General features: G+C 47.2%; 1 protein-coding gene. It reads left to right on the top strand.

Features of this window, described 5'->3' with window-relative positions:
• Positions 1–504, top strand: a 504-nt coding sequence (locus R7Z49_RS27965) for a PAS domain-containing protein (protein ID WP_318112915.1), incomplete at both ends; no start/stop codon positions are given.

The raw sequence follows: 504 nt of genomic DNA, 5'->3' as shown, positions 1-504 counted from the left end.
CAGCTACCGGGTTGTTGGGGGTGCAAAGATAAAGATTCGGTATTCCGTTATGTGAATCAGGAATACGCCGAATTATTGGGCCATGCCTCACCAGAAGAGTGCATTGGTAAAACTGACTTCGAGATGTCGAGCCCAACCACTGAATGCGCGCAAGAATTTCAACGCCAAGATAAACATGTGATCGAAACGGGCGAATCGTTGAAGATCCTTGATATTCATCCTTACCCTGACGGGCGTTGGCGCGCACATATTTTCACGAAAACCCCTTGGCGAGATGAACAAGGCAACATCCTCGGCACCATTTTTTATGGCCGAGAGTTAACCGACACCGCCGTGATTGAAGTGGGCTACTGGGTGTGTCGAGCCATCGGTACAGACATAAACCATCAATCCATTTTCCGTTTTTCGAATCTGAACCCGAAACCAGAAAAGCTCACATGCCGCGAGCAAGAAACGCTATTTTTACTGCTTTACGGCAAAAAACCTCAGTTTATTTCTCAAGTG

It is taken from the genome of Vibrio sp. 1562 (genome assembly GCF_033340155.1).
Classification (GTDB): domain Bacteria; phylum Pseudomonadota; class Gammaproteobacteria; order Enterobacterales; family Vibrionaceae; genus Vibrio; species Vibrio alginolyticus.
This window is presented reverse-complemented; position numbering and strand designations above follow the sequence as displayed.